General features: G+C 39.9%; 9 protein-coding genes and 1 pseudogene. 3 read left to right on the forward strand and 7 right to left on the reverse strand.

Annotation, left to right across the window (positions count from 1 at the left end):
- The 7 genes and pseudogenes from HNQ82_RS14325 to HNQ82_RS14355 all read right to left on the reverse strand — a co-directional run.
- Positions 1–360: pseudogene (locus HNQ82_RS14325) on the reverse strand (DNA polymerase/3'-5' exonuclease PolX); the annotation flags it as partial.
- 49 nt (positions 361–409) lie between these two features.
- Positions 410–949 carry a CvpA family protein gene (locus tag HNQ82_RS14330; protein ID WP_032100274.1) on the reverse strand — a complete coding sequence of 180 codons (540 nt, stop codon included), beginning with the start codon at positions 947–949 and terminating at the stop codon, positions 410–412.
- The gene (zapA, locus tag HNQ82_RS14335) at positions 942–1,217 is read right to left on the reverse strand and encodes a cell division protein ZapA (RefSeq protein ID WP_041637971.1); all 276 of its coding nucleotides are present in this window, start codon (positions 1,215–1,217) and stop codon (positions 942–944) included. Before zapA ends, HNQ82_RS14330 begins: the two co-directional genes overlap by 8 nt.
- A gap of 122 nt (positions 1,218–1,339) precedes the next feature.
- Positions 1,340–1,894, reverse strand: a complete 555-nt coding sequence (locus tag HNQ82_RS14340; protein WP_183250451.1) for a DUF6036 family nucleotidyltransferase — start codon at positions 1,892–1,894, stop codon at positions 1,340–1,342.
- Complete coding sequence (locus HNQ82_RS14345; RefSeq protein WP_221248163.1) at positions 1,881–2,102, reverse strand: hypothetical protein; 222 nt, start codon at positions 2,100–2,102, stop codon at positions 1,881–1,883. The genes HNQ82_RS14340 and HNQ82_RS14345 overlap by 14 nt, the downstream gene beginning before the upstream one ends.
- A 74-nt stretch (positions 2,103–2,176) precedes the next feature.
- Positions 2,177–5,299 (reverse strand): MMPL/RND family transporter, encoded by a 3,123-nt coding sequence (locus HNQ82_RS14350; RefSeq protein ID WP_183250453.1) that lies wholly within the window; start codon positions 5,297–5,299, stop codon positions 2,177–2,179.
- A complete protein-coding gene (locus HNQ82_RS14355) occupies positions 5,296–5,742 on the reverse strand; it encodes a MarR family winged helix-turn-helix transcriptional regulator (protein WP_221261193.1) in 447 nt (148 codons plus the stop codon). Before HNQ82_RS14355 ends, HNQ82_RS14350 begins: the two co-directional genes overlap by 4 nt.
- A 261-nt stretch (positions 5,743–6,003) precedes the next feature.
- Here HNQ82_RS14355 and HNQ82_RS14795 point away from each other — a divergent pair, with 261 nt between their 5' ends.
- From HNQ82_RS14795 to HNQ82_RS14365, 3 genes are all read left to right on the forward strand, one after another.
- Positions 6,004–6,279 (forward strand): hypothetical protein, encoded by a 276-nt coding sequence (locus tag HNQ82_RS14795; protein WP_425486274.1) that lies wholly within the window; start codon positions 6,004–6,006, stop codon positions 6,277–6,279.
- On the forward strand, positions 6,252–6,521 hold the full coding sequence (locus HNQ82_RS14800) for a winged helix-turn-helix domain-containing protein (RefSeq protein ID WP_425486275.1): 270 nt from the start codon (positions 6,252–6,254) through the stop codon (positions 6,519–6,521). Before HNQ82_RS14795 ends, HNQ82_RS14800 begins: the two co-directional genes overlap by 28 nt.
- 83 nt (positions 6,522–6,604) lie before the next feature.
- Positions 6,605–7,777 (forward strand): MFS transporter (locus tag HNQ82_RS14365; protein ID WP_183250456.1); only part of this gene is annotated, 1,173 nt, incomplete at its 3' end.

The following is a 7,777-nucleotide window of genomic DNA, read 5'->3' on the forward strand; positions in this document are numbered from 1 at the left end:
TTCTTTTAATGTTTCTATATCGGTCACGCCTAGCTCATGGTACAGTTTAGCAATTTTTTTACCGCCAAGTCCCGGCAATTTTAAAAGTGGAAATAACCCTGTTGGAATTTCTTTTTTTAACTGTTCAAGCACATCGCTTGTTCCCGTCTGCAACCATTGTTGTAAAACCGCGGCTGTGCCTTTACCGATACCAGCAATGGACGTCAAATCATCAATGTCGGTCAAGGGACGTTCATCACGCTCTAGCGCTGAAGCTGCTTTACGAAAGGCGGATACTTTAAAAGGATTTTCTCCTTTAATTTCCATATATAAAGCGATCGTTTCAAGCAAACGAATCGCTTCTTTTTTATTTTTTTCCATCTCATTCCCTTCCTTTCGACGAAAAAACTTCTCTCAAACGGAGAAGTTTTTACGCCATATATTGTACAAGCATATGTTTCACGAAATTTGATAAAATCGGTGTGTGCTTGACGATGAAACTAGCGATGAATGAGTTGTGAAGCGGTTGTTGAATTGCAGAAACAGGAACAAGTGCACTCACATATAAAAGCACAAATAAAAGCAAATACACTTCCATAAATCCAAGCGCTCCACCTGCCCAGCGGTTGACGCTTTTTAAAAGCGGCAGCTGAGCGACGAAATCTAACATCGAACCGATCATTTGCATCACAATTTTTGCAACAAAAAATAAAACAGCAAACGCAATCGCACGGTAGTATGCTTCATCTAAATTTGTGCTTTCAATGAGCAATTTCATCGTTTCGCCATCACCGAAACTCGGATACGGCACCCATAATTTTAGTCTTGGTGCTAGTTGATCATAATAGTGATATGCAACGATAAACGCGATTAAAAAACCTGTCATATGGATGAATTGCAAAATAAACCCTCGTTTCAATCCAATCATCAGTCCCATAAGAAGGATGAAACAAATGAGCAAATCAATCATCGCTGTCATCATCCTTTTCTTTATTCATTTTTCGCAAAAGGCGTTCGTATTCATCTTTTAGTTTAATATATTCATGAACGATATTTACAGCCGTTAATACAGCAAGTTTACTCGTATCAAGCGTCGGATTTTTCGCGCTAATTTCACGCATTTTATCATCAACAATGGAAGCAACAAGCCGAATATGACTTGAACTTTCTGTTCCGACAATCGAATATTGCTGTCCGTATATATCTACCGTAATGCGCGTTTTTTTCTGCTCCGCCAAACTATTTCCCCCATTCATCCGATCTCCCGTTTCGGCAAAATTCTACCTTTTATCTTACCACGATTCGCAGATCCATGAAAAGATATACGAAAAGAAGAGCAGGCATCGACACCCGCTCTCATCTAAAACCATTGCTTCAGTTGTTTGCTTGTTCCGTCTTTTTTCGCCATTTGTTTCATATATGTGAAATCTAATCGCTCTTTATGGAGAAGAACCATTCTTTTTGCCCATTCGCAATCTGATTTCGATTTCCAATGGACACATGCGCGCAGGCGATCTAATATAATGTCTTCAATTCCGATGACATATACATGCAACCCATCCTCTAACTTCAACTCAATTACTTTATCATCATCAGCGTCTTCTAACATATCATTTGGGATTTCCACACTAACAAACAATTCATCATGATACCAATGTCTTCCTGACGGAGTGAAACCAAGTTGACGAAGCAATTGTCCCGCTTTTTCACGATCACTAACAATTAAATCGATGTCTACGGTCGTGTAATCTCCACGCGTATATATTTCAACCGCAAGCCCGCCAACAATAATCGGACGTATGCGATGTGGCTCCAACAGCTTCGTTAAAATGGCTGTAACTTGAACCATTTTTTCAAACGATGTTTTCGTTCGAAGCGACTGAAGTTTTTCTTTCGCCTCTTTAATCGAATTCATAATACCACACTCGTTCGTTCAAATATTTAATTTTTCCTTCTTGCTCCGCTTTTTTCCATCGTTTTATGCATAATTCATCTAATATACGCATTTCCTCTTTGTCGCGTGGACGTAAACGTACATGTTGCTCTCTTCCATCTTTTAATATATCTCGTTCCACATTTCCTTTGCGTGAAAAAATCCAATCGTTTAGTTCAGACATATTCATTTTTCTCACTTCGTTTCACTCCAACAACTATTTTTCACATTATATCACAAAAGAGCGGGCATCGACACCCGCTCTTATTTCATAAATGGCCACCAATTCGCCCGTCCAAACGTTTTTGCCATCACCGGAATGAATAACGGTAAAACGACAAGTGCATATAAGAAAAGACCTGTTAAAATAATCGTCGCAATTTGCAATAGCGATAATACACCAGATGGATACATCGCCGCAAACGTTCCTCCTAAAATGATCGCCGCGGAAATAATGACTGTTCCCATGTGACGCATCGCTTCAAGCATCGCTTCTTGAACGGTTTTATCGCGATATTCGTTAAAGCGATCCATTAAGAAAATGCTATAGTCAATGCCGAGCGCCATTAAAATAACGAACGCAAAAAACGGAACCGCCCAGTTTATTCCTTCGTATCCAAGCATATTCACAAACACAAGTTCAGTAAATGCCATCGACGTATAATACGTTAAAATAAGCGATAACATTAAATACGCTGGCATAATAAACGAACGAAGAAGAACAATTAAAATGATCGCAATCCCTGCAAGCATAAATACCGATGTTCGAGCATAATCGGCAGCAGAAATGTCATTTAAATCCGAATATATGCTTGTTACACCACCAACGCCTACTTTCGCATGCTCAAGTTTTGTGCCATTCACCGCCCGAGCAATCGCTTCTTTCACTTCTGCGATTTTTTTCATCGTTGTCGTTTCATACGGGTTGGATGAAAAGACAACGTCAAACGTTACGACTTTTCCGTCTTTCGACATATATGCTTCCTTCGCTTGCGCAAATTCCTCGCTCGTCAACAATTGTGGCGGCATATACCATCCTGCCATTTCTTCGTCTGGTGCATTCGCTAAGTCAGAAACGTACTGTTTTGCGGAGTGCAATCCATCTTCTACTCGTCGCAATCCATCGACGCTTTGATTTAGTCCTGAAATGAGTTGATCCATTTGACCATTGAGTTGCGAAAAACCTGTAAGCAATTGTTGTTGACCGTCATTTACTTTCGCTAGCCCGTTTGTCACTTCCGGCAATCGTTGAACGATCTGTCCTTGCCCATTTGCTGCTTGCTCTAATCCGGAACGAAGCTTTCCAAGTCCAACGACCACTTGATCCATTCCCGTAATAAGCGCTTGCTGTCCCCTTGTTACTGTTGCAAACGATTCATTTGCTTGCTGCAACCCACGTTGAACATTTTGTAACGCGTCGTTCACTTGAACAAGTGCATCAGATAACGTATTCATTTGTGCGCTCATCTGTTGAACAGCTTGCTTTACATGTGCATACTCCGCATCTTCACGCAAGTCTTTATGACGTTCTTCAATACGGTTTAACGACTGAGAAAGAAGCGGCAACTGTTCAGAAATGGCTTGCAATCCACTTTCAATTTGTTCATATCGTTCACTTAATTGATGCAGTCCATCGGTTGCTTGCTCATATCCTTTTCGCAATTCATCCGCTCCATCATGCAGCTTTTTCATATTCGTTTGTATCGTCTGTAATCCTTTTTCAAGATCAGCGGCACCAATCGCTCCGCTTCGCACCCCATCTTCTAATTGCTTTAACGCTTGCTGTAAATCAGTCATTCCCGTTTTCAATTTTGTCGTTCCGTTGACAAGCTCCCGAATGCCACCCGTCGCCTGTGCTAGCTTTGGAGCGGACTTCGCCATTTCGCTGCTCGCTTCGCTTAAACCAGACCGAATTTGTCCAATGCCGTCCGCTCCTTTTCCAAGCCCTTCTTTTAACTGTTCCGCTTGTTTTGTGACAAACAATTGATCAATCGGCTCTCCGAGCGGGCGCGTCACCGAACGAACAGCGTTCACACCATCAATGTTTGCTACTTCGCGACTAATTTTCTCTATTAAATAGTAATATTGCTCATCATCCATCGCTTCGTCATTTTTCATGACGATTTTCGTCGGCATCGCTTCTCCTTCGCTAAAATGAGAAGAAATAATGTTAAACGCTTTGACAGATGCATAACGATCTCCGATTTCTGCCATCGAGTTAAAGGAAAGTTCGCCATCGTACGTCAATAAAATCGGCAATGTGATGATTGCGACAATCGCAAGCGCCCATAACGGACGAGCGAAAGAAAAACGACCTGCTACATCCCATAATTTGCTCGGTTTATGTTCAAGCGCGCCTTTCATCGGCCAAAACAGCTTTTCGCCAAGTGTAGCCATAAAAAACGGCACAAGCGTAACAAGCGCAACAAGTAACACAACGACACCGACGGCTACGGCTGATGCAGATTGATACAATTTAAACGTCGATAAGCCAATGGACGCAAATCCGATCATGACCGCTAGTCCGCTAAAAATAACGGTTTTTCCTGCCGTTTTATACGTCGCGATAATCGCTTCAGTTCGATCTTCTCGTTTCGCCAACTCTTCTTTAAAGCGGCTAAGCAATAAAATGCAATAGTCTGTTCCAATTCCGAATAAAACGGCAACTAAAAACGTTTGCGTAAACGTAGAAAGTGGAAAATCAACACGATCAACAAGAAAAGCGACAATCGCTTGTGACACAACATACGTCAATCCAACCGTTAACAACGGCACAAACGGAGCGACGAGCGAACGGAACACAAGAAATAAAACAATTAAGATAAAAACGACGGTAATACCTTCCGTTTTTTTCAACCCTTCTTGTGAACTTTCTACAACATCTTCATCGATCATCCAACTGCCTGTGTAATAGTGTGGCACAGCAATATTCTTGATCTCATCATAAAGCGCTGTGCTTATTTCTTTTGCGGTGCGTTTGTTTCGTTCTAATTGAAGGGAGACAAGCACCGTTGTCCCGTCTTTTGACACAAGTTTTTCTTTTAGCTGTCCGTCATCAAGCGGCGAAACGATTTGTATTAAACCGAGCGATTCTTTTTTCCCTTGCAGCTGCTCTACAGCTTTCTCGATTTCTTTCCAATCTTTTTCTTGTAATCTCTCTTTGCGATGGAAGACGAGGACGGTACTCATTTCTCCTTCCTTATTTTCTTGCTTTTGTACTTCTTTTAATAATTCGCTTGCAAGTGAAGACGAATAACCATCTGGGACGGTAATTTGCCCTTTTTCGCGCACAAGTTGACTCATATTCGGAGCGGTCATAACAAGCACGGCAGCAGCGACAACCCAAGCGAATAAAACGACCCACTTTCCACGAATAATCGTTTTCATTTGCCATCCTCCATTTCTTGTAAAATCATCGCTAGTTTCTCATACGTTTGAATAAACTGCTCAATTTCTTCATGCGAAAGCTTTGTCATCATTGTTTCAACGAGTTCGTATATTTTTTGTTCTGTTTCAACAAGCCATTCCTTCCCTCTTTCCGTAAGCGAAAGCGCAATAATACGGCGATCGTCTTCGTCTTTGCCACGTGCAATCATTCCTTTTTCAACAAGACGATTCGTCATCGCCGTAATCGCACTTTTATTCACCGCAAATACGTCCGCTAATTCCGTCGATGTGCACACCCCACGCTTATGTATGTAGCGCAATACATAATATTGATCGTGCGTAATATCGTCCAATTCACATTTCATCAACGCAGCCCCTCGTTTATGAACAAGAAACGAAACGGATAAATAACGTTCAATAAATTGTTGTATGCTTCTCTCCAACACTTCATGCCTCCTGTCAAAATAGTTCAATTATTTAACTATTTAATAATATAACGATAAAACACGGAATGGTCAATGATGAAGTGAGGTGTGATATAATGGTGAAAAAAGTGAGGGATACGCGATGAAGCCAGAATCATCCAAACTGTATACGTATGCTGACTATATACATGCACCTTAAAACCATAACTTCTGTATGGACATCTTTTTTCATGGATATCCTGCTCCTACATACTCATGTGTAAAAGGAGCGGAAAGGACATGAAACGTCTTAAAATTACAAATGATCACGGTTGGACGCCTCGAACACTTCGGAAACAAGAACAGAAAATCAAAGATGCTTCCCTTCGCGTTCGGGTGACCACTGTTCGTCTCGTCATGGAAGGTCATATTGGCACAGATTTCCCAAAAATGGTCAATCTGTGCCGTGAATCCGTTGTCCTCTACGTTGCACGTTTTAATCTGCGCGTTTTAATGAGGGTGGGCTCGATCATCTACTCGATCGTCGTTTGCCGCCTGGTCGTGTACCATTTCTGACGGAAGAACAACAACAAGAAATCAGACAACTCGTGTTAACTACTACACCTGTGGATGCTGGCTGGGGCATTGCTTCATCATGGAACACGCGTATTTTACAATCTTACATACAACATACCTATGGCGTTTCGATGTCACGTGAAGGCATTCGTAAGTTGTTGCATCGTTTGCGTTTATCATGGACACGCCCAATTTACAAACTTGTCAAAGGAGACGCCAAGCGTCAAGCTGCATTTCAATAATATCGCTAAATATCTTAAGGAAGCCATTGATTTTGAACTTATTGTTCTACAAGATTTTAAATAATTAATAGAGGAGTATAAGTATGCGTACTATTCAATTTTTTGCAGTTCTAAGAGGACTTGCAATGGGATTATTTTCTCCTATATGGATTCTTTACTTGGTGGATCAAGGTTATGATTTACTACAAATTGGATTGCTAGGTACAATTTTCGAAATAGCAAAGTTAATTTTTGAAGTACCATCCGGAACATTTGCGGACCGATATGGCATCAAACTCTCAATTGCGGGTTCTTTTTTTCTCTCCGTTGTAACATGGGCTTTCTTTCCTTTCATTGATACATTAATTATCTGTATATTAGCTATGATTATATGGGCTCTATCAGATGCACTCATTTCTGGATCACTAGAAACTTGGATGAGTAGAGTTGTAGGAGAAGAGAGATTCGGGAAAGAAGTAATGAAAAATACTCAAATACTCATTGCATTTATTGTTGTTGGTAGTATTACTAGTGGTTACCTATACTCTTATAATATGTTCTTACCATTTATTATCGTAGTAGCACTTTATACAATCTTGTTTATATGGATGTCAATTTTTGTTAAAGTTCCTATTGTTAAAATTGAACACGAACAGGAACATATTAAGGAGTCATTTTTAAATATCTTAAAACAAAGTTTAAAAATAGTTTTTCATAAAAGAAAAGTATTTTTAATTGTATTATCTGGATTCTTTACCGCTTTAACTTACGATATGGTATCAAGATATTGGCAGCCCTTACTCAATGAGATGGGTTTTTCCGAAACCGGACTAGGCTATATCTTTGCACTAGCAGGAATATTTGCTTTAATTCTCTTAGGAATAACAATGAAATTAGAGAAAAAAATAGAAAAAAATCCATATATGTCTTTAACAATTGTAGAATCAGTCAGCCTCCTATTAGTAGGAGTATTAACAATAGGTTTCAAACCGTTAGGGGCAATCGCAACTTCAATATTGTTAGCAGTTGAAGATGTTAGACATCCAATTGTTATCAGTTATTTAAATAAATTTTTCCCGGATAATTACAAAAATACTCTATTTTCTTTAAATTCAGGAGTTGGTGCCCTAGGAGAAATCCTATCTGGTGTTATCTTTGGAATTATTGCATTAGAATTTGGACTAACAACAACATTTTTGGTGGCTGCCATTTTTCTATTACCAGCAATTATTATTTATTGGGTAGTACCTAAAATTCATGATAAAACTTCTATTACT

The organism is Anoxybacillus tengchongensis (assembly GCF_014201585.1).
GTDB classification, from domain to species: Bacteria; Bacillota; Bacilli; order Bacillales; family Anoxybacillaceae; genus Anoxybacillus; species Anoxybacillus tengchongensis.